The 23,634-nt window shown below is 56.9% G+C and carries 18 protein-coding genes and 1 tRNA gene; 9 read left to right on the forward strand and 10 right to left on the reverse strand.

Annotated elements, in window-relative coordinates:
• Positions 1-211: 211 nt before the first annotated feature.
• Together Pla52o_RS12550 and Pla52o_RS12555 are read left to right on the forward strand one after the other, a co-directional pair.
• Entirely contained in the window at positions 212-982 is a 771-nt protein-coding gene (locus Pla52o_RS12550) for a DUF6655 family protein (RefSeq protein ID WP_146594954.1), read from the forward strand.
• 133 nt (positions 983-1,115) lie between these two features.
• Positions 1,116-1,853: an SDR family oxidoreductase gene (locus Pla52o_RS12555; RefSeq protein ID WP_315852952.1), complete on the forward strand. Its 738-nt coding sequence runs from the start codon at positions 1,116-1,118 to the stop codon at positions 1,851-1,853.
• Here Pla52o_RS12555 and Pla52o_RS12560 read toward each other — a convergent pair.
• Positions 1,850-3,508: a BBP7 family outer membrane beta-barrel protein gene (locus Pla52o_RS12560; protein ID WP_197169203.1), complete on the reverse strand. Its 1,659-nt coding sequence runs from the start codon at positions 3,506-3,508 to the stop codon at positions 1,850-1,852. The genes Pla52o_RS12555 and Pla52o_RS12560 overlap by 4 nt on opposite strands.
• 464 nt (positions 3,509-3,972) lie before the next feature.
• Positions 3,973-5,238 (reverse strand): cytochrome-c peroxidase, encoded by a 1,266-nt coding sequence (locus Pla52o_RS12565; protein ID WP_146594957.1) that lies wholly within the window; start codon positions 5,236-5,238, stop codon positions 3,973-3,975.
• 350 nt (positions 5,239-5,588) lie between these two features.
• Here Pla52o_RS12565 and Pla52o_RS12570 point away from each other — a divergent pair, with 350 nt between their 5' ends.
• Positions 5,589-6,557: an AAA family ATPase gene (locus Pla52o_RS12570; RefSeq protein WP_146594958.1), complete on the forward strand. Its 969-nt coding sequence runs from the start codon at positions 5,589-5,591 to the stop codon at positions 6,555-6,557.
• A 123-nt stretch (positions 6,558-6,680) separates the two neighbouring features.
• Positions 6,681-8,006, forward strand: a complete 1,326-nt coding sequence (locus tag Pla52o_RS12575) for a DUF58 domain-containing protein (RefSeq protein WP_146594959.1) — start codon at positions 6,681-6,683, stop codon at positions 8,004-8,006.
• A gap of 17 nt (positions 8,007-8,023) precedes the next feature.
• Here the strand turns inward: Pla52o_RS12575 and Pla52o_RS12580 are convergent, their stop codons facing one another.
• A complete protein-coding gene (locus tag Pla52o_RS12580; protein ID WP_231612291.1) occupies positions 8,024-9,592 on the reverse strand; it encodes a prenyltransferase/squalene oxidase repeat-containing protein in 1,569 nt (522 codons plus the stop codon).
• Positions 9,593-10,175: 583 nt separating this feature from the next.
• On the opposite strand from Pla52o_RS12580, the gene Pla52o_RS12585 reads away from it, so the two are divergent.
• Positions 10,176-10,249: transfer RNA gene (locus tag Pla52o_RS12585), tRNA-Met, on the forward strand.
• Positions 10,250-10,559: 310 nt separating this feature from the next.
• On the opposite strand, the gene Pla52o_RS12590 is transcribed toward Pla52o_RS12585, so the two are convergent.
• On the reverse strand, positions 10,560-11,219 hold the full coding sequence (locus tag Pla52o_RS12590) for a metallophosphoesterase family protein (RefSeq protein WP_146594960.1): 660 nt from the start codon (positions 11,217-11,219) through the stop codon (positions 10,560-10,562).
• 162 nt (positions 11,220-11,381) lie between these two features.
• On the opposite strand from Pla52o_RS12590, the gene Pla52o_RS12595 reads away from it, so the two are divergent.
• The 3 genes from Pla52o_RS12595 (at position 11,382) to Pla52o_RS12605 (ending at position 13,273) form a co-directional block, all read left to right on the forward strand.
• Complete coding sequence (locus tag Pla52o_RS12595) at positions 11,382-11,996, forward strand: hypothetical protein (protein ID WP_146594961.1); 615 nt, start codon at positions 11,382-11,384, stop codon at positions 11,994-11,996.
• 214 nt (positions 11,997-12,210) lie between these two features.
• The gene (locus Pla52o_RS12600) at positions 12,211-12,510 is read left to right on the forward strand and encodes a hypothetical protein (RefSeq protein ID WP_146594962.1); all 300 of its coding nucleotides are present in this window, start codon (positions 12,211-12,213) and stop codon (positions 12,508-12,510) included.
• A gap of 178 nt (positions 12,511-12,688) precedes the next feature.
• Entirely contained in the window at positions 12,689-13,273 is a 585-nt protein-coding gene (locus Pla52o_RS12605; protein WP_146594963.1) for a DUF2726 domain-containing protein, read from the forward strand.
• 733 nt (positions 13,274-14,006) lie between these two features.
• Here Pla52o_RS12605 and Pla52o_RS12610 read toward each other — a convergent pair.
• Entirely contained in the window at positions 14,007-14,723 is a 717-nt protein-coding gene (locus tag Pla52o_RS12610) for a ZIP family metal transporter (RefSeq protein WP_146594964.1), read from the reverse strand.
• A 504-nt stretch (positions 14,724-15,227) separates the two neighbouring features.
• Between Pla52o_RS12610 and Pla52o_RS12615 the strand changes: the two genes are divergently transcribed.
• The gene (locus Pla52o_RS12615) at positions 15,228-16,163 is read left to right on the forward strand and encodes a nuclease-related domain-containing protein (protein WP_146594965.1); all 936 of its coding nucleotides are present in this window, start codon (positions 15,228-15,230) and stop codon (positions 16,161-16,163) included.
• A gap of 342 nt (positions 16,164-16,505) precedes the next feature.
• Here Pla52o_RS12615 and Pla52o_RS12620 read toward each other — a convergent pair whose 3' ends face one another.
• From Pla52o_RS12620 to Pla52o_RS12640, 5 genes are all read right to left on the reverse strand, one after another.
• The gene (locus Pla52o_RS12620) at positions 16,506-17,132 is read right to left on the reverse strand and encodes an SOUL family heme-binding protein (RefSeq protein WP_146594966.1); all 627 of its coding nucleotides are present in this window, start codon (positions 17,130-17,132) and stop codon (positions 16,506-16,508) included.
• A 441-nt stretch (positions 17,133-17,573) separates the two neighbouring features.
• Entirely contained in the window at positions 17,574-18,968 is a 1,395-nt protein-coding gene (locus Pla52o_RS12625) for an aspartate aminotransferase family protein (RefSeq protein ID WP_146594967.1), read from the reverse strand.
• A gap of 18 nt (positions 18,969-18,986) precedes the next feature.
• Complete coding sequence (locus Pla52o_RS12630; RefSeq protein ID WP_146594968.1) at positions 18,987-20,135, reverse strand: C45 family autoproteolytic acyltransferase/hydolase; 1,149 nt, start codon at positions 20,133-20,135, stop codon at positions 18,987-18,989.
• Positions 20,136-21,072: 937 nt separating this feature from the next.
• Positions 21,073-22,629, reverse strand: a complete 1,557-nt coding sequence (locus Pla52o_RS12635; protein WP_231612292.1) for a mercuric reductase — start codon at positions 22,627-22,629, stop codon at positions 21,073-21,075.
• Positions 22,630-22,783: 154 nt separating this feature from the next.
• Entirely contained in the window at positions 22,784-23,545 is a 762-nt protein-coding gene (locus Pla52o_RS12640; protein ID WP_146594969.1) for a TVP38/TMEM64 family protein, read from the reverse strand.
• Positions 23,546-23,634 lie beyond the last annotated feature (89 nt).

The raw sequence follows: 23,634 nt of genomic DNA on the forward strand, positions 1-23,634 counted from the left end.
AACCAGCGACGGACGGATTAACCGCCCTCGCAAGCCTACAACCCGAAAAATAGGCAATTCACGCAGAAGTGGCAAGATGGTAGGAGCACTCCGACTTTCTGTATTCCGAGGAACTCGAAGATCCGAAGTTCCTTATCAACGGGACGACGCAACCCGTTTGCCCCAACCAACTTAATGCTAGCGTAATTAACTCAACAGGGATGTTTTACGAATGAGAACGAAGCACACTCCATCGCTTTGGAAGCACACGATCCTAGCGGGACTGGCCACTGGAATCAGCGTCTTCGGTGTCGGATGTGCGTCGTCAAAAACGTCCAACACCGCGCGCACCGGGACCGAACAACTCTTGATTTCCGCGGCAATCGATAGCGCATTCTCCAACGTCCAGTTCAATGAATTAGCGGGCTACAAAGTCTTCATTGACGAAAAGTACCTTGATTCGGTTGATAAAGGCTACTTAGTGGGCACGCTCCGCCACAAAGTATTTGAATCCGGTGGACATCTCGTAACTGCGATGGACCAAGCCGATGTCGTGCTCGAACCGCGCAGCGGGGGTGTCGGCACGGACACCCAAGAGAGTTTTGTGGGGATCCCCTCACTCGGCATGCCAGGATTGCCGATCGAGCTTCCCGAGATCAAGTTTGCATCGCGGAACACGCAAATGGGGACCGCGAAAATCGGTCTGATTTGCTACGACGCCAAGACGGGAACCGCACTGGGAAGCGGGGGTGAATCGACCGCACTGACCCATAACAATGACACTTACGTGCTTGGAATTGGCCCCTTCCGCAGTGGATCGGTCGTCGACCAACGCCAAAAAGCGGTGGGGTACAACGGCGTCGGCGGCAGCATCATGAGCACCGGACAGGTCGCAAAAAGTGCACCGGTGCGGATCATCGATCGCAACGAGGCTGGCGCCCCCTTCACTCCCGCGGCACAAATAGCCGACACTCCCACCCCGACCGATTATTTCAATCGATAACCCAACCGGATTAAACGTGCGATGCACGAGCGATCCGCGACGGCAAGTGAAATCCCGCTGCGTTTGAGCTAAGATGCGTGCGCGGGAATTCACCCTCATCACACGCTCACCCCTCATCCCAATCGAGATTCACATCGTGTCATCCTTAGCTGGAAAAGTCGTTGCAATTACAGGCGGTGGAACCGGTATCGGTGCCGGCATCGCTCGCGGTTTGGCCATGGCGGGTTGCAACGTCGTCATCGGCGGCCGCCGTATTGAGCCGCTCGACGCACTCGCAAAATCGATTCCAAGCGAAAAGCCTGTTTTGACGCATCCCATCGACGTCGCCGAACCGCAAAGCGTCACTGACTTTTTCAGCTTTGTTCGCAACCAAGTGGGCGAAGTGGATATTTTGGTTAACAGTGCGGGAATCAATATCCAAAACCGCACGATGGCCACCATGGTCCCCGAAGATTGGGATCGCGTCATGCAAATCAACACCTCCGGTGCGTATCGATGCATCCTCGAGGTGCTGCCCCCGATGCGTGAGCGACGCGACGGCATCGTGATCAACATCTCGTCGATCGCTGGCAAGCGAGCGATCGCACTGGGCGGCGTCGTTTACTGTGCCAGCAAGTTTGCAATGACCGCACTGGGGACGGCGATCGCCAACGAAGTGCGGCACGAAGGGGTCCGAGTGACTAATGTTTATCCGGGCGAAGTCAACACGCCGATCCTTGATCGACGTCCTGTCCCGGTAACGCAAGCCCACAAAGATTCGATCCTACAACCCGATGACATCGCATCGCTCGTCGTCACGATTTGCCAATTGCCGCCACGCGCCCACGTCCCAGAGATCGTGATTAAACCGACGACACAGGAATGGGTTTAGTAAACGTATTGCAACCCAAAGTGGATGCCATGCACATAAAAGGTCTGGTCGTCCATTTCCGCACTCGGACGCATCGAACCGGTAGGCGTATCGTCAAGGTTCGAGGCGAGTTGATTGTCGATCAAGCCCGAGACCTGAATCGCCTCGGTCATCGCGATGATGTGATAGCCCACCGTCACGTCAAAGCGAGGGAAGTAGCGCCACCCGAGCGACAAGTCGATTTCAGGCACCCAAGCAAACGTATCGTCCGTGCGTGTCCCCGCATTCGTACTGCGAACCAGCAAGCCGGTGGGCCGGGTATCTGTCACCAGCCCATTCTGGGCCTCCGTTTGCCCGGCAAGGCGTGATTCTCGTCGCAAATTCCCCGCCGCGACCTTGAACAAACTGTTGAACGACCAGCATCCTTCGCGATAGCGAGAGGCGATCCCGATCTGGCCGCCGTGGAAGTTGTTCTCGGCATCAAACGAATCGCTGATCGAGATGATCGAGCCCAACGGAGCGGGGCTGCCCGCTGCCGCAGTGGAAGTGCTTGACGTGGTCAAACCTTCGCTCAAGTGCATGTATTGATAACCGTACAACAGATCCACGGTACCACCAAAGCGTGAATACGCGTGCTGGCGAATCGAAAAATCGGCACCGTAAAGTTCGCTGGTCGCGTGCACGTTGGCAAACCCCGACGTGGTGACCCCTGGCGTCGCGACCACTTGAGTGTCCTGTGCGGCAGGGTCGTTCGTCACGTTCAAAAAGGGACGCGTGATGATCGGAGTGGTTAATTGGTCCGCGTTGAAATTGTAAGTTTCGTCGCCTGCACCCCAACCACGAAACACCATGCTGCGGGATCGGCAATCATCCAACCAAGTCCCCAGCGTGATTCGGCCACCCGCGGTCAACTCGTTCAACACCTGGCCGCCGCCCGCCAATACACGCGTGTTAGCATTGGCAAGACTGCCCGGCTTGGTTGCCGAGGCGGGGCCGGTCGTGAATAACGGCGGCAAAAAATCGCCGCTGCGGAACATCAACAACAATTCAAAGTTGGCAAACCACCGATCACGACGGAAGACCAAACTTGCATTGGACCACTGGCCCGAACCACATTGGCCACACCCCAGCGAATCGCAGCCGTAGCCATCGCAGCCGTAGCCATCGCAGCCGTAATGATCGCAGCCGTAGCCTTCCACGCCGCAACCGACTTCGCCATAGCCACCCTGGTGGTAGTCCCCTTCGTAGAACTCACCGCCCTGGTCGGACCATGTTTCAATCGGCGTCGGCCAAGCCTCTCCCTCAACGATCACCTCTTCGCCCACGATCCCGTGCGGCGTTGGATCCATTAAAACGACGTCGTTGTGACCGACTTGGCGAAGTTTGGCTTGACGGGGCACCAACGTTGGCGCCGCCGAACCAGCACTTCTACGATCCTCATCCGTTTGATCTGCAACGTTTCCGTTCGTGTCCTCAAGCGGAACCGCAATCAACTTTGCCGGGGCTGTCGATCGTGTCGCAGTCGTAGTCACAGGCGTAGACGTGGTCACAGGCGCGGGCGAGCGTTGATTGCGAATCACTTCGCCCCCTTCGCTCGAGGGCGACTGAGCCACATCGTCGGTCGCAACCGCCATGGGAGGACGATAGACGCCTCGATCGGGCTTTTTGGTACGCACCTGCGCATTCGCCGCCGGTCCCCCCACAAGTACGCTAGCAATTAGTGGCAGCAATAGCAGTGGGGAAAGAGGGGAAAGGCAGTTTGTACGCGGCAACTTCATTGCTTTTCTTCCGACACTTTGAACGAACCATCATCACTGGGAACTGCGAATGCACAGTGACCCTATGTGCTGTTTCGACAAACCGGGTCGTGCCGGTTGAGCAATTCTGGGAAGCTTTGACGGTTATTCGGATTTGGCAGGCCCAAATGGGCCCTCCGTAGACGCAGTCCCTCGCTAACGCTTTGGGGTGCGATGTAAATCCGGGTACATCACTCCCTAGCCGAAACGCTTCGTTGAATGAGCGGTGCAGGCATTCTTTTTGGGGGAGCGGAAGCAAAGATGTGCATCAACGCAAACGCGGCAGCACCCCCAGTGGAGCACTACCGCGCGTGAAACTTGTTAAGAACTTAGAGGGACCGTCTCTACTCGGGCAAACGTCCCTGCTGGATTGCGGGGAAATCCCCCGTCAAGCCTTCGACCATGAATGCCACCAAATCGGCCTTTTCTTGCTCGGTCAAATTCAGCGGCTTGATTTTGTCACTGAGCGACTCGTTCTTGTGGCCACCTTTGTCGTACCACTGGACCACTTCTTCGAGCGTTTTCTGGCTTCCATCATGCATGTAGGGAGGTGACGACGCCGCGTTTCGCATCGTCGGAGTCTTGAAGGCGCCGCGATCCTTGGCATCCTTGCTGATTTCAAAACGTCCCAGATCAGGTTTCTCGGCGTCCATCCCCACCCCGATATTGTGGTATTGCTCGTCCGTAAAGTTTCCACCCGCGTGACACGCGGTGCAGTTCGCTTTGCCAAACGTCAACTTCATTCCCCGTTTTGCCGATTCGCTCATCGGATGCTCGGCTGAATCCTTCTTTAACGCATCGTATTGCTTCTTGAGCTCGGGTTCCTCGTCTAAGAACTCCAAGTCATCGGCAAACGTTTCCTCGAACTGGACCAACGGAGCATAGTAGTCATACGGTGCCGGCCCGGTCACGATCGCACGTTCAAAGGCAGCGAGCGCTTTCCCGACGTTATCGATACTCAAACCATCGCTGAAGATCGCATCGAATTGCAACTTGTACCCTTCAATGCCTGACAAGCATTCGATACATCCTTCGTGGGTATTCCCCATTTCAATTGGGTTCGCGATCGGCCCAACCGCCTGTTCTTCGAGCGATGCGGCGCGACCATCCCAAAACTGGGCCTTGCTCACAATCCGGTTGTACGACACCGGTGAATTGCGACCACCTTCTTGCTCACGCACCCCAACACCGAACTGAGTATTGGCAGCATACCCTTGATCGGGATCATGACACGAGGCACAGGAGACCGTGGCGTCGGAGGACAAACGCGGATCGAAATACAATTGGCGACCGAGCTCAATTTTGGCTCGCGTCATCGGATTGTCTGGGGGAATCGACACGTTGGCGCTGGCCGCATCCAAACCGAGCGGCAATTTGACCTTCAATTCCGCGTGATTCTCAGGTTTGGCAAGCCACAGCTTTAGTTCCGCGACGGTTAGATCTCCCTCGCCGGGGATCCCCAACAACAAGGATCCTTCCCCTAATGTGACCTCCTGGGAAGCGTCGGCGGCCGCGGTTTCGGCCCTCACACTCGCACTGGTGCCGACGGCCAGCGTCGACACGAGGGTCAACACGAAACTCAAATATTTTGCAGAAATCGGATGTCGCATTAGCGGCGTCTCTCAATTCAGAACCGGAACGGGAAAGGGTAGGGTTGTCCAGTATAGCTACCAAAGCGTCGCGGTTCACCATGGTAGTTCAGCGAAGGTAGTGGTAGTCCAGCGAGGGTAGCTCAAAAAAATCGCCACCCCCCCAATAGCACTGGCAACTTTGCTACAATCAATCCTACTCCTCAAGACGAATCCTCCATCTCGTGTTCCGTCGCCCGATTCCAAGCCAAGACCAGCCCGGTCACCGCTCGTTTGCCGCACCGATCCGCTTCCTGCGGTCTCGCCAGTGCAATTTGCGACTCACCAATTTGCCACTTACCAGCGCCCCCGTGCATCACTTCGATTCTTCTATGACCATATTACCGGAATCAAAATCGCCCCCTACGCCCACCGCGTTGCTCGATAAGATCAACGAGGTTCGCAAGGCGTTACAGAATGTCATTCGGGGTAAAACCGATGTGATTGACACGGTGTTGATCGCGTTGCTCGCGGAGGGATCTCTGCTGTTGGAAGATGTCCCGGGCGTGGGAAAAACGACGCTCGCCAAATCAATCGCGCGCTTGATCGATCTTGAATTCCACCGCATCCAATGCACTCCCGACCTGCTGCCCGCAGACATGCTCGGCAGCAACATTTTCAAACCCTCGTCGGGAACCTTCGAATTTCGCGCGGGTCCGATTTTCAGCAATTTGTTAATCGCAGACGAAATCAATCGAGCGTCACCACGGACTCAGAGCGCCCTGCTCGAAGCGATGGCAGAATCGCAAGTCACCATCGATGCCAAACGGTACGTGCTGAAGCGTCCCTTCCTTGTCATCGCGACGCAAAACCCTTCCGGGTTTGAAGGCACGTTTCCGTTGCCGGAGTCTCAACTCGATCGTTTCCTGATGCGTTTGTCGATGGAATATCCCGATCGTGAAAGCGAAGTCGAATTGCTGCTTGAACAAGCCGCCTCGGACCCATCCTCGGCGCTCCAACCGGTGATGACCGCCGACGAATTGACGGCGTTGCAAACCTTCGTGCGGAAAGTCAAAGTCGATCGCAAAGCCGCCATGTATATCGTCGAAATCGCCGCCGCGACTCGTACGGATTCGCGACTGCGCGTCGGCGTTAGCCCGCGGGGATCCAAAATGCTGTTGCGAGCGACTCAAGCCCGAGCGGTATTGCTAGGTCGCAACTATGTGCTTCCCGACGACATACAAAACTTGGCATCGAGCGTCCTTTCTCATCGCGTTTCCACTCGCAATGTCACCTCCACCTCCGCGGAAACCACCCAAATCATTGCTGATCTAATCAACACAATCAAAGTGCCCGTCTAGCGACTCGTCACCTCACTCGACCGCTCGACCGCCACAAGTTCGCATTGGGGCGCACGCCCCAAAACCAACGCCCGTTCCATTGGGTTTCCCCCATCGAACATTCCTATCAACGAGGGATTCGTCATGCAATCGATCGTGTTAGAGAAAGAGAGCTGGACGAAGCGACTTCCACAGACCATTGTCTCGGTCGTCACGTTTCCGCTACGCACCGCGGCAATGGTTCGCCGCTCGGCCACAATCGCTTCGATCTCGCTGCTGCTATTCACCATTGTCTCAATAAACGTGTTATGGGGTTATCCATGGAGCGGCATCTTTGCTGCGTGCATTTCCACCCTTGCCATCGGCTTGTGCGCCAACCAATTCATGCAACCGCGATTGAACATGAACGTTTCACTTCCGCGAAGTATCGAAGCGGAACAGACCTTCGGTTTCCGTGTCCACCTGCGGAACCGACGCCGTTTGCCAGCCCTGCAATTGGTAGCCGACCTCGACTTGCCCCCTGAAAACGACCCGTCGCTGCGATCCAGGAAGCCACGAAACCAAGACCACCCCTCGCACTGCGCTTACGAAGTGCTCTCCGACGCATCGCCAATCCCCAAAATCGGACCGGGCGAATCAGTAACCGCGGATGTCAAGATGCGATTCTGGAAACGCGGTATTCACACGATGCCCGATATGACGGTGAAGTCGATGTTCCCATTCTGTTTATTCGAATACACAACACGGATCCCCAGCCAAAGCACCGTTGCGGTCACCCCCAAACGACTTTATCAAGCGGACGATTCGGCCGCCCGTGGTCAACTTTCGGAGCTAGCGGCATGGATCAGCACGGTCGCCGCTGCCGACACAAGCGACTACGCCGGAAGCCGAGAGTATCAATACGGCATGCCTGTGCAACGCTGGGACTATGCGTCATGGGCTCGACTCGGGAAACCGATCGTCCAAGAGTTTCAATCGCCGAGAGTCCAAACCGTGTGCCTGATCGTCGACACCGCCGTCGAGCCTCATCATGGGGGACCATCTACATTGCCTGGGTCTACATTGCCTGGGTCTACGTTGCCTGGGTCTGCATTGCCTGGGAAAGAGGCAACACGCACCTCCGATGCAAACCCAAGACTCTCCGCAGAGACGATCGAAACGGTTTTTTCGTTCGCGGCAACGTGTTTGACCGAACTTTTTCAGCGCAAGGTGAGCGTGAAGATGTTGATTGCGGGCGAGTCGATCGAAACGGCCGATGATCCCCACGCATTGCTGGACAACGCACATGATCTCGAAGCGATGTTGATCCGCTTAGCGATGGCCCGGCACACCCCAGCGGGATTGGCAAATCAGCATCTCGAAGCGGCGATTGCGTCGATGCCCAAAACGCCGACGCTGCTGCTCAGCGCGCGGCAACATTTTCCCGCGATCGTCGCCAATGCCGCCTGCAAGCGGATCTTTGTTCCCTAGCCATGCCGCACTCGGGCTTACTCGATCGCGTGCCCGGCATAGAGCGGCATGTGGCGGTAGTAAACTTCTAAACAGAACAACGAAAAGCAGGTCGCATACAACCGCCCATGATCGCCCCAGCGGTCGCCCTGGGGATCCCAACTTCCCCGCTCGCGGCCTCGCGACTCTTGCTTGGCGGGTAATTCGACGCGCATCTTTTCATTCCAGCGTTTCCAAGGCTCCCCGCCGTAGTGATGCAACAACTGAGTCGCGTAGTACCAGTAATATCCATCGCGGTCGTTGTAGTCGAACGGAGCTACTTCCCATAACGCATCGATTCCTCGGATCATCGGTTCATGGTTTCGCGGCCAACCGAGGTATTGGCGGCACAACAAACCTTCGGCGGTCATGGCCGGACTGGGGCGACTACGAGGTTGGTAGCCGTACTGAGCCCCGCCGCTGGACTGAGCCAGATCGAGATAGCCTTCGACGTTGTACAACACACTGCGATTCACTTCCAAACCCGCTGACGATCCACTTTCCAAGGCCAACACAAACCATCCCGTAATCGAGGTGTCCGAATCGGACTTGGGATAATAACGCCATCCCCCTTGCTCACTTTGAGCCTCTTGGGCGTATTCGATTGCAACTTGTGCCTTATCTCTCAACCATGAATCCTTGCTCATCCCATACAATTCACAGAGCACGATGGTGGCCTGGGCCTGGGCGTACGCTTGCTCGTGGCCGCGTGCGTCTTTGGCCATGAAACCACTACGCGATTGTTGTTTCACCAAATACTTAATCCCTTTGTCCACATTCGCGGCATAGGGTCCTTTGAGGTGCGTGTTGCCATCGCCCAGAAAGGCCAACAGCGCCATCGCGGTCGCGGCCGTTCGGTTTTCGGCGACTCCGCCGTCCGCGTACGGCCCACGCTTGCTCCAGCCCCCATCACTGGCTTGGTTGCGGCTCAGCCATGCCAATCCCAGTTCGACCGCCTGCTGCGTCTCTTTGGTTCCCCCGTAGAGCGCCAACAACGTCGACTTCATCGCTCCGGAACGTCCATTGAACATCGGCCGAGCAATCTCAATCGCGGGGCCAGTGCCGATTTCGAGCATCGACAAATCCGACAACGCTGAATCGTTGGTGTCATCAAAGATCGAAGGGATATCGACCATCACCTCTTGGTCGGTCTCGAAATCCGACGCTTCCGCCAGAACATCGCTGGGGTCGACCACGAACTCGGTAAAGTTGACCTCTGCTTTCGCTTCACTCTGTCCGATTTCCAGCAGCACGCGACTGATCGCATCGCCCGCCGGAGTCGAGATCAGGGCCAGTGCCAACAACAACACCAAGTGGATGACGGTGCTGATCAACCAAGGCGGCGCGCCCTTGACGATTCTCTCTTCGGTGGACGGCCCTTCCTGCTCATCCGATTCGGCGTCGGGCGGGTCACCACTGGGGGATGCCCCCTCCGGCTGCGGTTTTGCTTTTTCGAACGTTGGTAATTCATCTCGCCAGCGCAACGATTTTGCCGAGCCGATCCCACTCGGAACGACGGGCGGCGCCGCTTGGCTCACGCCATTGGGTTGGGTTGAATTTGGGCCCACCGTGCTGGCTTCCCCCGGCGGCCGCCGCAGTGGCGGCAGGGTCGAGCGCGGCGGAGGTGGAGGCGGAATCGGGGGGGCGGGCCGATCCGAGGTAGTGGGTCGATCTGAGTCGACGGGTCGGCCCGGGGCGACGGGGGGACTTGCCGGCCGAACCGGCTCTGATGCTTGTGGCGCAGGGGGGACCGGTGGCGATGCATCGGTGGTTGCCCGCACCGTGGAGGGCGGCGAATCAGGGCGGATCAAATCGGATTGGGAATCCGCTTGCGACATCAAAAACCGTAGCACGAGAGAAAAGAATGCAAGAGCGAGAGGCTTCTACATAGAATAGGGTGTGAGTAAAAAAAATGCGAACCACAGAGGTGGGAAAGCCGACTGATTTGCTCAGCGGCGAAGCTATCATCGTTACAAGAGACGTCGTGACGAACGATTTTTCGGGTCGTGAGGGCAGCAGCGGGGGGCCAGCTCCGGTGGGGTGAAGGAAATGTTTGAATTGTGCTTGAGAGCCCGTTGACACTTTGCCGAGAGTTAATCTATAGTCAGCACATCGATGGGGGACGCAAGTCACTCCCATCGAAAACTTCACCGCGGGATGGAGCAGCCCGGTAGCTCGCGAGGCTCATAACCTCGAGGTCGTCGGTTCGAATCCGGCTCCCGCAACTTCAAAAGCCGACGTTGGTCTTCAAGACCGACGCCGGCTTTTTTCGTGGGCCACCGCATCATCTAGCCCGATTGCCGCCAAAACGCCGCGCCGTCCGCTTCCCCGATTGTTGCCGGGAAGCTCCGCGGTCCGTTCCCGCCCATTGTCACCTTCATCTCCTTTCGATTTGGCCTCTCGGCAATTCTCCCCTCCGGAGGTCTCTCTGAAAGAAAGGCTGAACGCTCCAGCCATCGTGGGATGAATCCTGAGACGTCAAACGATGCTTGGCCAAAACGCGGAAAAATCCATCGCGGGCGTATTCGAGATCGGCTACACGTCCACGACAAATCCGTGGTTCTTCAACTTCGCGGCGAGGTTGCAGCACGAGCAGTTGATGAACTGCGTCGCACCGCGAGTGTATATGCCGTAGTTGCTAATGCACTTCTCGTCGTGCAAATGCCCGAAGGCGTGGATCTTCGGCTTGATCCGTTCTTCGACCTGTCGGCGCAAGGCCGTACATCCAACTTGGACGAGTGCCTTCGACTCGCTGTCATGCGCCAGATCCAACACTCCTTTAGGCGGACCATGCGTGATCAGAATGTCCACATCCCCCGGCACCGATTGCCAAACGAGATCGAGCTGCGTTCGCTTCTTCATGTACGCCCAATCGTGAAAACGAGGCGTGTAGGGCGAACCGAACAACTTGAGCCCGTTCCACTGCATCGAATCATGAATCAAGAACCGAACGGCAGGATAGTCGTCGGCGCGGATCAGTCCCTGTTCAACCGCCGTCGAATGATTCCCCGGTACGAACACCTTGGTTTCAATATTCAAACCCGAGTACCAGTCAAAGAACCGTCTTGCCTGCGGTTTGTTCATCGAAGCATTTCCATGCGTCGACTCATCGCCACAATGGATCACCAAGTCCACATCGGGAACCTGCAGTCCAAGATGCTCGTTGTGAGTGTCCGAAATGAACCAAATCTTCATCGTTAATCCTTACCGATCGGGAGGTTGCCCCATTCTATCCATTTTAGTTACACGTCGATGACAGCGACTTCCGTTGGCTAAAACCGCTATAAAGATCGGTTCCCACTTCCACTTACATTCAATTGAGAGAACCAGCACGTGGGTTTTGCAGGACATCAATGCATGCGTTTGTTCACAAGTTTCGCGATTGCAGCCACCTTCACAATGACATTCGCGATTGCCGACGAGCCAGGCAACGGCGATGCCCCCGTGGTAATGCCCGTTGAAATGTTCTTCAAAGAGATGCAACTGCTGGCGCGGCGTGTTCCGGTAGGCAAGACGAAATTGGAACAAGAAGATTCGCTCGCGACGTTGCGAGAGCAGATTCACGCCAAGTTCGATGACGTCGTTCTCGAATATCGCGTACGAATCAAAGGCGTTACGTGGAAAGATGGCTTGGCAACGATCCAAACCTCATCCCCCATCCACAAACACAAGCCGTCAGCGCGGTTTCCTTTTCATATTTCACCGACGCAACCGCTAGCGATACCGATGTCGCGTGAAGATGCGACCGAGTTGCAAACACGTAAACCACTCACCTTCCGCGGCAAACTCAGCTTCCAAGATGGGAAATGGGGAATCGTCGGACGTCCTCCCAAAAGTCAGTCCGTGTTCTATGTCAAAAGTGAAGATTACAAACAGATCGTCTCAATCGGAACATTTGTTACCGAAGACTACGCGATCTTGATTGGCGACGAAGAAATATTTTCGCTGCATCTCGAAGCGGAGGCTAAGTGATGGCGAAATCACAACGAAGCAGTCGCCTTGGTCTCTTTTGGAAGCTGGTGGGCATCACACCAAGTGCTGGCTCGAGACAAGACGCTAACAACCTCCCGTATCGGCTTCGCGACAAATTTCTATCGCCGGCCGAACTTGCCTGCTACCGCGACTTTGATGTAGCTACCGTCACCAGACGGTGGACCACGTTCTGGCGAACGCAGCTACTTTTACAATGACATTCGCGATTGCCGACGAGCCAGGCAACGGCGATGCCCCCGTGGTAATGCCCGTTGAAATGTTCTTCAAAGAGATGCAAACGCGTAAACCACTCACCTTCCGCGGCAAACTCAGCTTCCAAGATGGGAAATGGGGAATCGTCGGACGTCCTCCCAAAAGTCAGTCCGTGTTCTATGTCAAAAGTGAAGATTACAAACAGATCGTCTCAATCGGAACATTTGTTACCGAAGACTACGCGATCTTGATTGGCGACGAAGAAATATTTTCGCTGCATCTCGAAGCGGAGGCTAAGTGATGGCGAAATCACAACGAAGCAGTCGCCTTGGTCTCTTTTGGAAGCTGGTGGGCATCACACCAAGTGCTGGCTCGAGACAAGACGCTAACAACCTCCCGTATCGGCTTCGCGACAAATTTCTATCGCCGGCCGAACTTGCCCGCTACCGCGACTTTGATGTAGCTACCGTCACCAGACGATGGACCACGTTCTGGCGAACGCAGCTACTTTTTTTACCTACGTCATTTCTCAAATTGCTCTAGCGCAAACCGCCGGTCAAAATCACTCGATCAACAACAAGGTTCGACTGTGGGACGTGTTGTACGTGCCGCGGAGCGAGGAGAGCCGCAAGTACGAGAACAAGATCAGCAGCAAGCACATCGACTTCTTGCTCTGCGACCCCACGACGATGCAGCCCGTTCTGGCCATCGAACTCGACGGCGCCAGCCACCACCGCAAAGACCGACAAGACCGCGACGCTTTTCTCGACCAAGCCCTCGCCGCCGCCGGCCTACCGATCCTGCACATCAAAGCTGCCCGCTCCTACTCCATCGCCGAAGTCCAACAGCAGATCGTGGTCGTATTACCCGGCACCGAAGCCGCCTCATTCGATCCGCCACCGTTGCCCGCAGACCAGTCATCTCCGAAAGCGACCGACCCTTCCTGCCCCAAGTGCAACACCGCAATGGTCAAGCGTAAAGCCGCCAAAGGCAAACACGCCGGCAAACGTTTTTGGGCCTGCAGCAATTATCCGCAATACCGCGAAGTCATCGGAATTGATTAGGCGAGCGAATGACACGAATTGAATTCAGGATATTGAGCATCCGTTGGTGGATGACAGGCCACTCCTGATCAAGATCGATGCTTCTAATCGCAACGACGGGGCAATAACCTACGCGATAACTAGACGGACGCCTCGTAAGACTCCATTCCGAATCGCTCGACTCACGGCATCGTTGCCCAACAGGATCGATGAGCAGGCTGAGGCGAAGACAGTTATCAGTGCCACGTTCGGGCAGGCTTCGCAATGGGGATGGAAGCCATGCCCTGTCGTGGTGGTCGAGCACGACGACGGATTGAGGCTGCCGAAACTCTTGACGCGTTCCGCGAAGGGGACTTCACCCGTTTTTCCAGGTGATGGGGAACGGAAACAAGTTGGCTATCTGATTGCCTTTGCCAACAAAGGTGAACTGGAATGAAACGCTTGATCGTCAATGATCTTCACGAACGGGAAGGTCAACAACGAAGGCGAACGCTAATTTTCACTGATGGAATCCTTACGTTCGCCGTTTCTTAGCCGGCGGGGGCTAGGAGCCGTCGCGACCTCCCTTTCGATCCAGTTGAGCACCGCGTTTGACGCTGTAAATCACGCTATTTCCTCTCGCCCAGTTTATAGCGTCCACCGAAACGGAGCCCAAACGTCTTCAGACGGGGCATCTGATTTAGAGAACTCAGAAGGCTCTAGATGCCGACGTTCCGGCTTCCTTCTTCCGGCTTCCTTCAGTGGTCGCTCACGTTCAGCCGGCGAGTAGGGCTTGGCCGACGACGCCGAGCAGGAACCCCAGCACGGCACCAATCGCCGGTGCCCTTTGGTTCTCGACCTTGGACTGCGGTGCCAAATCTTGGAACGTCAAATACAGAATTCCGCTGGCGGCAAAAAGCATGATGAAGCCGACGACTCTCGGGTAATCCGAGAGATACTGGTAGCCAACCCATCCCGCCAGCGGACCGAGCGGGATGCAGGCGGCCAGCAACAAAAGGAGTTTCTTGCCGCCGATATCGTCGGTCGCATTTAGCTCGCGGTACGCATTGAAACCCTCGGGCAGGTTTTGCAGCGCGATCAAAACCGCCAGCAGCAATCCTGTCTTCTCGCCGTGCGCGAACGCCGCTCCGAGCGCAATCGCCTCGGGGATAAAGTCGGACAGCATCGCGACCAACTGGGCGATGGAGCTCTTCGATCGGGCCAGCAGCGTTTCCAATCCCCAAAACACAACCGCACCCGCAACGAATGCGGCCACGATCCAGCCCAGCGATAACGGCTTCACCCCGTCGGGCACCAGCACCAAGGCAACGGCCGAGATCAACACTCCGCCGCCGAACGCGATCACGCTGTGCCGAAACTCTTCTTCAATCCATTGCGGCGAAATTCTTTCGACCATCGCGAGCGCGCCGCCGATCGGAATGGCCGCCCCCGCCATCATGGTCAGCAACAACACCTGCACCAGTTCGTTCATGTCGCGTTCGCTGCCCCCCCTTGATCATGACTCGATGTCGCCGCGCAAGACGGCCGTTCCAAGGTTCCTCATTGCGAACGACAAATTGACTAACATCTACTCATAGCATAAAGTTACCCCCCGATGCACCACAATCTGCGGGGATGCCGTCATGGGATTACGTGAGACACGTACGACACCGGTAGCAACCGAACGAACTTACACAGGGCGCACGCGGCGAAAGTCTGGACGTCGGCACGTTATCCATCTGCAAAGCCAAACGCAAAAACATTGCATTTGGTCGACTTCCCACCGGACCACTTCATTCACAAGTTGCCCGGCGAGTTGGAAGCCGACGGGGATGAGCGATTGCAGTCAAACAAAACGCCAGCTTCAAACTACAAACGAATTAGCCAGAGCCTAGCGTCGTTTCGGAAGTTAGCTGCAATGAACAAGCAATCACTGGATGCAGTCGAGTCGTCACTGGATGCAGCAAAACAACAATCGGGGATTTAAAGGGGCAACGTGGAACAATTACTTCACTGGCTGATGATCGTGCTGTTGCCTACCTCTATTATGATTGCCGCGGTAGCGCCCGTGATTCTCTTCGCTGCCTATTGGCGTCGCGAGCAATCGAAGAAGACGAGACAGAATCCGCTAACGCGAGCATTGCTCCGAGCTCCCGGCCACTCGTTACGCAAGCGAATTGACGACCTAGAGATTGGCGTCGACTCTCTGATAATGGCCTGGATGCTCTTGCCGCCGTTGCTTTGCGTGTTCCATCTTTTTGATTCTTACTTTAGAGAAACTCCCGAATCGATAACGCGTATCGTCTTGGAAGGACTGGTGTTCATCGGAGCGTCGATCATGATTGGTCGGAATCTGAAAAAGAAGCTCGATCATTTGCGTTACTACAAGCTTGGACTGGAAGGAGAACTGGCGACCGGCCAAGAACTTGACCAACTGATGTTGGAGGGGTGCCGTGTATTCCATGACATCCCGTTTCCGTACGGCAACATTGACCATGTCGTCGTCAGTCCCAGCGGAGTGTTTAGCGTCAATACGAAGATGCGGGGCAAGCCCAAGGAGGGCGAGGGCAAGGCCGAGATCGTTATCGATTATGAAAAAGGCGAGATTCGATTCCCTGATTTCAAATGGCGAATTCCCAACAAGCAACTTGAAACCGAATCCCGATGGCTCTCGCAACACTTGTCTGCCGCAATGGATGAGTTCATTGAAGCCAAGCCGATCTTGGCTCTTCCCGGCTGGTTCATTTCCAAGCGAATCGGTCGAGGCAAAGTGTTCGTGATCAACCCTGTGAAACCCAAGCGGTTCTTCGTTCAATCACGGCAGGTGCTCTCGGGCACTCGAATCAGCCAATTGGCCCATCACTTGGAACAACTCTGCCGCGATGTGCAGCCGTCATTCCGCGAAGATCCAAATTGGGATAAGCAAACCTAAGGAATCTCCCATGACATCAACGTTTACCTGGCTCGACGATTCCGAAGCGGAGCGGGGCAAGATACTCGATATGATCGATTTGTTTGGTGAGAAACGACTCGCGATAAGTTAGGACGCGGCGGTGTCTAACGAAGACAAATGAATTTGAACCACTGGGCTACCATTCGCATCTCTAAGCAGGGAGGCAGGAATGATTGGGTGAAATCCCATTAGCCGCTTGGGCGTTAGCCCCGCTTGAACCGCTTGAACCGTGGCTAACGCCAAAACGGCTAATCTACCGAAAGACTCCTGCCTATCTGCTTAAGAACCCTCCACTCGCCCCTCCCGGCAGGAGAGTGAAAGTTACTTCAGCCGGATCAGGACTTCGTTGCGGCGCAGTGGGCCGGGAGTGAAAGGCGGATCGTAGGCGGCCGTTTCGACGCCACTTGCGGACGCCGTGTCAGCGCTCTTGTCATGGGCTGCGACCAAGCCTTTGCTTTCCATCCAAACGCGTAGCTTGGCTTCGGATTCCTTGGCGAGCTGGGCATTCAATCGGCCCGAGAACCGCAGCACGGCGAAGCGGCCGCCGGATCGTTTGCGAACGTCAACATCGGAGCCGGTCGGCGAGGGGACGCCACGGACGGTGACGTCCTTGGGCATCACAAATCCCATTTGGACCTGCGAATCCGCTTTGTCGTTTTCCATAAAGACGGGCGTGGTCATGGAGATCTTTTGCTCGGACTCGTTCGCGCCCGAGATGTAGCGGAACAGCTTCATGAAGCTGCCGTCTCGACCTTGCGCGTCAATTTGTGTGGTCGTTGCGACCAACATCAGATCGGGGTATTCGCGGATTTCGTAATTGCCGTCGGTTTCGATGACCTCGTATTCGGCGGACTCGTAACCGGCTCGCGCAGTCACATTCCACGCGAACACTCCGATCGCGACGAAGACGGCAATCGTCGCAAAATAGACCACTGGATTACGAAGCATCGGATCACCTGGGGAAAACGTACGGCGACGAGTCGGGAATCGAATCATCCACCCAGGAATGATAGAGGGGTGGCAAGGTGGCCGGAAAAACCGTGTCGATTGTCAAAACGGCGGATGGAATGACGAACCGCTCCCCCATTGTTCCTGGTGATCGTGAAGTTTGAAGTTTGAAAAATGCGGATGCGAGTTGCGGGTTGTGAAGTCGTCGAATCGCATCGTGTGCAGCCACGGAGCAGCCACGGAGCAGCCAGTCCTTGAGCCTTCGTCGGGTGGCCAGAGTTCCGTTGTGGATCAATTGTGCGCAGAGACCTTTCGAGCAGGAGGTCGGTTTCCTCCACTTCAGTCGGGTCGGCCTCTTGGCGGTCATCCACCCTCCCACCGTTGCCATCCCAGACGAAGCTCCACTGGATCGATGAAGCCGCCTCGTTGATCGAGTCGGCCTCAGGCGGACGCGGCGCGTTGCACCGCTGCATCGACCGCGGCCTCGAGTGCCCGCATCGCCTCGTGCAGCTGCACATCGGTGATCACCAGGGGGACCAGCGAGCGAATGCAAGAGCCGTAGAGCCCGGCCCGGATCATGATCAGACCGCGCTGGAACGCCTCTTCGACAATCAGCGGCGGCAGCACGGCATTGGGCTCCTTGGTCACTCGATCGGTGACAAACTCAAGCGCACACATCGCCCCGGTGCACCGCACGTCGCCGATCACATCGTGCTTCGTCTGCCAGCGGCGAAAGTAGTCTTCGCAGATCGCGCCGATCTCGTTGGCCCGGTCGGCCAAGTGATGTTCACGCAGATAGTCGATCGTCGCCACGGCGCCCGCGCAGGCCACGGGGTTGCCGCCGTAAGTGGACCCCAGACCGCCGACGTGAGGCTTGTCCATCACCTCGGCCTTGCCGGTGACCGCCGCAATGGGCAATCCCGAGCCGATGCTCTTGGCCATGATCACCATGTCCACGTCCCACTCGGTCCCGCAGCCCGGTGTGTGCTCGATGGCAAACATTTTCCCGGTGCGGCAAAAGCCGGTCTGGACCTCGTCGCTGGCGAGCAGGATGCCATGCTGGGCGGTCAGTTCGCGGAGGGCACGAATGTATTCAGGCGGCGCGGGAATGAAGCCACCCTCGCCCTGCACCGGCTCGATAATCACCGCCGCCACACTGGTCGGATCGATCTGCGCCACCAACGCTTTCTTCAAATCACGGATCCGCAGCTCACAGAAATCCTGCGTGCTCATCCCGTCAGGCTTCTCGCGGTATTCGTAGGGGAATGGCACACGATAGACCTCGCTGGCAAACGGTCCGAAACCGCGTTTGTACAGGTCGTACTTGCTCGTCATCGTCATGCCCAACAGGCTGCGGCCGTGAAAGGCTCCCTCAAAAACGATGATGCCCTGGCGGCCGGTGGCGTAGCGGGCAATCTTTACCGCGTTCTCGCCAGCCTCGACACCAGAGTTGCACAAGAGCGTTTTCTTGGGGCCGCGGATGGGCACGATTTCATGCAGTTTTTCGCTCAGTTGCACCATCGATTCATAGGTGCCCACGATGTTGCACAAGTGCAGCAGCCGGTCGACTTGGTCATGGATCGCAGCGGTGACTTCGGGCGGACAGTGACCGGCATTGAGGGCGCCGATGCCGCCGGCCAAGTCGATGAAGACGTTGCCGTCCACGTCCGTCACCGTGGCGCCCGTGGCGCGGTCCGCGACGATCGGACAGGAACGGTACAGCCCGCGGACGGAGGTCGCGTCTCGCCGCGCCAGGATCGCTTGGGCGCGTACGCCAGGCAGAGGGCCGTTGATCCGAATGGTGGTGTCTTGGGTATCGGTATCGCTCGTAGACATCGGTGACGCTCCAAATCGTTAAGGGGTTGACGTTCGAGAGGGGCTAAACACGTTGAAGGTCTCTGGTGCGATTCGATCCGTAGCGTTGCGGACGTCACTTTGTCCCCACGTCGCATCCATCGCACGATCACGCGGTGAGATCACCACCGCGCCCCCGGTCTCGACATCGTAACCCGGCTGCGGGCCGTGACAGATGGAGCCCAACGGATCACGTTCATCGAAGTGGTTCAACAATCGCCACAGGCCGGAGCGTGAGCAGTCCGCCGGATGCCCCTCGAGCCAATCTGCGGCGGTTCGCAGCCGGTTGCGCGTGCTGTACGCCGGCACCGCCCCACGCGGCGGCTCGATGTTGATCAATTCCGAGTTCAAGCAGTGGTTGGTGTGGGCAAGCGTCGACTCTAAGGACCACACGGCGATGCGGGTGGGCGAGCGTTCTACGCTGTACCCGGTGCTTTCCGCATCGAGCAGCAGGTAGTGGTGGGCGCCAGCCACCGGTGCTGCGTTCAACAGCGTCAGCGCTTCGTCGGCGTTGCGAGCACGAAGCATGCGGCGTACCACACTGGTCCACATCACGCCCGGGCGACCGTCGGAGGTCACCATGTTGTTGATCCCGATGGCAAGACCATGTTCATTCACGCCAATCATGGCGGGGCACCCCGTCACGGTGAACACCACCGCGGCGGGCTGATCGGTCGAGCGCAGGTCTAGCACGCGGATATACGGAGTGGCCGAGGGATGCATGTCCCAAGTTTGCGCCAACAAGGGTCGCCCGTCCGCGGCCACTTTGGCGGCAACTAACACGGCGGTGCACTGGCCTGGATCATCGATCGGCTTCTGGCCGGATGCCGAGCCGCCGCGAAGGGCGTCGACAAAGTCCGTAAAACCGCCTGTCACCAACAGATCGCAGGCGGGCACGTCTGCGGCCCGAGCGATGCCCTCAAGTTCGGCCGTCACGAGGTCGTCGTAACGCTGCTGATGTGCCCAGCAAGCGTTGGCCAACGCCGTGGGGTTCACCGTCGCGCGGCCTTCCCCGATCCAGAAACGATCGTAGCAAAGCCGCATACGCTCTTCGGTCAGCGTTTGAATTTCGGTACGAAATGCGGTGCCGTGGACGCGGCCCATCGCCTCGGCATCGCCGTCAATTTTCAGCGTTTCGATGGAAGGCATAAAGCGGTGTTCCTGGTCAGGATGGACACAACAGCGGCACCAATCGATGATTAGAAATCGAGAGTACGTCAAACTCTGATTTTAGGGTAGTGGTCGAGACGACGCGTCTCTAGCACCCAGACAGGAATCATTGAGAGAAATCCCATCAGCCGTTTGGGCGTTAGCCTGGGTTGTGGAAAAGTTGGGCTTGCGTTTTTTGGGGTTTGCGCAATTTTCATCCCAACGGGATGACAGAAGGTAGCCGGTGGTTTGAGCGCAGCGAATACCACCGCAAGGCCAGCGGTTCGGATTCCGGGGATGTCGCTACGCTTATCCCCGGCTATTCTCCAAAAAATCCCTTCGGGATGAAGACAAAGCCTTCAGGACAAAGCCTTTAGAACAAAGATCGCGGAACAAAAATGCCTTCACGAAATGCTCTGTCCCTACCGAAGATTTAGCAGCCCAGCGTTAGCCCTGGTTGAACGTGGGAACCGCCGTTAGCGGCAAAACAGCGCGTCCCCTCTCCCTCGCGAACTTGCCTAAGACGCCCCTGCCTAAGACGCCCCTGCCTAACGGGCCCCCGCCTAGCGCGAACCCGCCTAGCGCGAACCTGCCTAGCGCGAACCCGCTCCACCGTACACTGGAGCCGATCGCGTTCTTGATCCACTTGGGGCGGTGAAAACGACGGTCCCTTCCTCTGCTATCGGTGCGTTCTGACCTCCGAGAACGTGAGGCGGTAAACACAGCGCCGAACGTCACAAATGATTCGGGAACGAGCACCGCCAGCGTGCTCACCCTGCGAATGCCGAGTGAACAGGGTCCCCAGTGAACATGGTCCCGAGTGAACAGGGACCTCAGTGAACAGAGACCTCAGTGAACATAGAAACGTTCGATGAAGCGGAGCGACAACGATCGCACAGCGATCAACGCAAACGCAATGCGCTGGCACGCATCACGTTTATGCTCCAACGTTCAAGCGTCGCAGACAGCCTAAAACGCCCTTGCTGATCGGCGTCAGCCGTGTCCGGTTGAACTGGTCGCCGAGCTTGCGAATCGCCTCAGCCTGAGTTGGATAGGGATGGATCGCGCTGGCGATTTTCCCTAGCCCCAAACCGCCGACCATCGCGACCGTGATTTCGGAGATCATGTCACCCGCGTTCTCGGCGACGATCGTCGCGCCCACGATCGTGCCGGTTCCTTTCTTGGTGTGAATCTTGACGAACCCATCATCTTGGCCTTCTAAGATCGCGCGATCGACATCGGCAAAGTGTTGAATGTACGTGTCAATCTCGACTCCCGCTTGCTTGGCTTCCTGTTCGTAGAGACCAACGTGGGCGATCTCAGGCGATGTATAAGTCGCCCACGGGATGACGAGATCGCTGGCCTTTTTCTTGCCAAACGGCCCCACCGCAAACAGTGCATTTTGGATCACGATGCGGGCTTGAAAGTCGGCGGCGTGCGTGAACTTGTACTTCGAACAGATGTCGCCCGCGGCATAGATGCGAGGATTGCTGGTCTGCATGAAATCATTGACGTCGACCCCTGCGTGGTCGTACTTCACCTTCACCGCCTCGAGGTTCAATCCGTCAACGTTCGGTGCGCGACCGACCGCGATCAACAATTGGTCGACGATGGTCTCACTCGGCTTGCCGTCTTGAGTGACTTGAACGCGAATGGCCCCGTCATCGGCAGGACCGACTTTCATATCCTTGCTGTCAAACATCAATTGAATGCCATCGCGCTCAAAATGCTTTTGCACCACGGCGGCGGCGTCAGCGTCTTCACGTGGAAGAATGTGATCGCCACGTTGAAACAGAAAGACCTCGCTGCCGAAGCGAGCAAACGCCTGTGCCATCTCGCTGCCGATCGGGCCGCCGCCGACGATTCCAAACCGGCGGGGAAGTTCCGTCAGCGAAAACAGACTCTCATTCGTCAAATAGTGAACCGAGTCCAGACCCTCAATCGGTGGAGCCGACGCCCGCGCGCCCGATGCGATCACCGCTTTTTTGTAATGGAGCGGAGTGACGGAGCCATCACCACGTGTCACCATGATGGTGTTGTCATTGACAAACGCGCCTTGGCCAAAGAAGACATCGATGCCCAGGTCAGAGAAGCGTTTGGCCGAATCGGCGGGACTGATCGATGCCCGCAAACGACGCATCCTCTGCATCGCTTTGGCAAAGTCGACGGCGACCCCCTCAGGCACCTCGACTCCGTAGGGCGATGCGTCACGCACCGTCGCCGCAACCCGGGCCGCTCGGATGACACCTTTGGACGGCACGCAGCCCACGTTCAAACAATCTCCCCCCATCAATTCTCGCTCGATTAACGCGACGCGGGCGCCAAGTCCGGCGGCTCCGGCAGCCGTCACCAGCCCCGCCGTTCCAGCACCGATGACGACCAAATGATAGGGTTGGCTCGGTGTCGGATTGGTCCACGTCGGCGGATGGACGTTCGCTTCAAGCTTTGAGTTGTGTTCGTCGTGAGGTTGCAATTGGATCAATTCAGAGGCCATCGGTAGGTTTCTTTCGTTCGTGAATGGTACAGAGTGTGTCAGTCGACGGTGTTAGCCGCGGGTTTCCGTTGGGAGCCGTACGAGCCCCACGGCTAGCGTGGCCGGCTCACGTCATGGGGCACGTTGTTGGTCATGTCGTGGGTCATACAGTGGGTCATGTCGTGGTCGCTTGTTTTGGGGTCCGCTTGATGTACTTCATCGCGAACCGAACGATCAGCGGAAACAAACCGAGCAGCACAAACGCAATCACGATTTGAAACAGCTGACTTGGACTGAACACCGCTCCGATGCCCTCATCGGCCAGCGTTTGCAAGTCCGGGACGCTAGAGCCGGCATAAACGTAGACCGCGGTCCCGGCCAGCATCCCCAATTGGCTGACCCACCAAAACGTCACCGTTCGGACCGGAGTCAGCCCCATCACGGCGTTGATAACAAAGAAGGGCACGGCCGGGATCAGTCGCAACGTGAACAGAAAGAACGGACCTTCCTTTTCCAAGGCCTCGTTAAAACTTTCCAGCCGCTGGCCAAATCGCTTTTGAATCGAGTCGCGAAACAAAAACCGGCTCAACAAGAAAGCCAACGTCGCTCCGGCAGTCGAAGCAAAGCTGACGAGCACCAGACCGCGAAGCAGACCGAAGTACCAACCGTAGACGAGCGTCAATACGGCGGCGCCCGGGAGCGAGAGTCCCGTCGCGAGGACGTAAACGAGAAACGCGGCTCCATAAACCAAGATCGGATGATCGGCTTGGAACGTGCGGAGACCGCTTTCTTGTTTGGCTAGGTTTTCGAGGCTCAGCAGGTCGCCAAACTGGGTGTAAGCAATCACGCCGATTGCGACGACGACCAAGAAGACCACCCACTTCTTGGCATTCCCCGACTTGTTCGCTACCGCCGAGACTGCATTTTCCGATGCCATGATTTTTCCAGTACCTAAAGTTTCTCTCGGCAGCGTGTGCTGCCATGCAATTTGAATTCGGCCTGTGTTTAAATAAATGAGGCCGCACG

This window comes from Novipirellula galeiformis, from assembly GCF_007860095.1.
GTDB lineage: Bacteria > Planctomycetota > Planctomycetia > Pirellulales > Pirellulaceae > Novipirellula > Novipirellula galeiformis.

Coding starts and splice junctions, on each gene's coding strand:
- Pla52o_RS12550 (WP_146594954.1), top strand. CDS start 212: ATGAGAACGAAGCACACTCCATCGCTTTGGAAGCACACGATCCTAGCG.
- Pla52o_RS12565 (WP_146594957.1), bottom strand. CDS start 5,238: ATGCGACATCCGATTTCTGCAAAATATTTGAGTTTCGTGTTGACCCTC.
- Pla52o_RS12570 (WP_146594958.1), top strand. CDS start 5,589: ATGACCATATTACCGGAATCAAAATCGCCCCCTACGCCCACCGCGTTG.
- Pla52o_RS12575 (WP_146594959.1), top strand. CDS start 6,681: ATGCAATCGATCGTGTTAGAGAAAGAGAGCTGGACGAAGCGACTTCCA.
- Pla52o_RS12590 (WP_146594960.1), bottom strand. CDS start 11,219: ATGAAGATTTGGTTCATTTCGGACACTCACAACGAGCATCTTGGACTG.
- Pla52o_RS12595 (WP_146594961.1), top strand. CDS start 11,382: ATGCGTTTGTTCACAAGTTTCGCGATTGCAGCCACCTTCACAATGACA.
- Pla52o_RS12600 (WP_146594962.1), top strand. CDS start 12,211: ATGACATTCGCGATTGCCGACGAGCCAGGCAACGGCGATGCCCCCGTG.
- Pla52o_RS12605 (WP_146594963.1), top strand. CDS start 12,689: ATGGACCACGTTCTGGCGAACGCAGCTACTTTTTTTACCTACGTCATT.
- Pla52o_RS12610 (WP_146594964.1), bottom strand. CDS start 14,723: ATGAACGAACTGGTGCAGGTGTTGTTGCTGACCATGATGGCGGGGGCG.
- Pla52o_RS12620 (WP_146594966.1), bottom strand. CDS start 17,132: ATGCTTCGTAATCCAGTGGTCTATTTTGCGACGATTGCCGTCTTCGTC.
- Pla52o_RS12625 (WP_146594967.1), bottom strand. CDS start 18,968: ATGTCTACGAGCGATACCGATACCCAAGACACCACCATTCGGATCAAC.
- Pla52o_RS12630 (WP_146594968.1), bottom strand. CDS start 20,135: ATGCCTTCCATCGAAACGCTGAAAATTGACGGCGATGCCGAGGCGATG.
- Pla52o_RS12635 (WP_231612292.1), bottom strand. CDS start 22,629: ATGGCCTCTGAATTGATCCAATTGCAACCTCACGACGAACACAACTCA.
- Pla52o_RS12640 (WP_146594969.1), bottom strand. CDS start 23,545: ATGGCATCGGAAAATGCAGTCTCGGCGGTAGCGAACAAGTCGGGGAAT.